The 416-nt window shown below is 67.3% G+C and carries 1 protein-coding gene; it reads left to right on the top strand.

Going from position 1 to position 416, the window contains the following annotated elements; all coding sequences use genetic code 11:
• On the top strand, nt 1-416 hold a 416-nt coding region (locus tag I6F37_RS41975), incomplete at both ends, for a M20/M25/M40 family metallo-hydrolase (RefSeq protein ID WP_225154669.1).

The following is a 416-nucleotide window of genomic DNA, read 5'->3' on the forward strand; positions in this document are numbered from 1 at the left end:
CGAAAGGGGGACCGCCTGTTCGGACGCGGCGCCTGCGACACCAAGGGGTCCGTCGCGGCGATGCTCACGGCATTATTGGCCGTGGCCCACAGCGCTTCGCGTCCCAAGGAAACGGAAGTGGTCTTTGCCGCCCTCGTGGATGAAGAAAATAATCAAGGCGGCTCGCGCGCGTTGACCGCCCGCGGTTTTCGAGCGGACCTCGCAATTGTGGGAGAACCCACGCGGCTGAAGGTCATCACGGCGCACAAGGGCGACTTGTGGCTGACGTTGCGCACGCACGGCCGGGCGGCGCACGGCTCGCAGCCGGAGCTGGGGCGCAATGCCGTCCACGCCATGGCCCGCGTCGTCAAGTGGCTGGAAACGGATTATGCCCGCCGCCTCGCGAGGAAGTCGCATCGCCTGCTCGGTCCCGGGAC

Source organism: Bradyrhizobium sp. NBAIM08 (assembly GCF_020193935.1).
GTDB classification, from domain to species: Bacteria; Pseudomonadota; Alphaproteobacteria; order Rhizobiales; family Xanthobacteraceae; genus Bradyrhizobium; species Bradyrhizobium yuanmingense.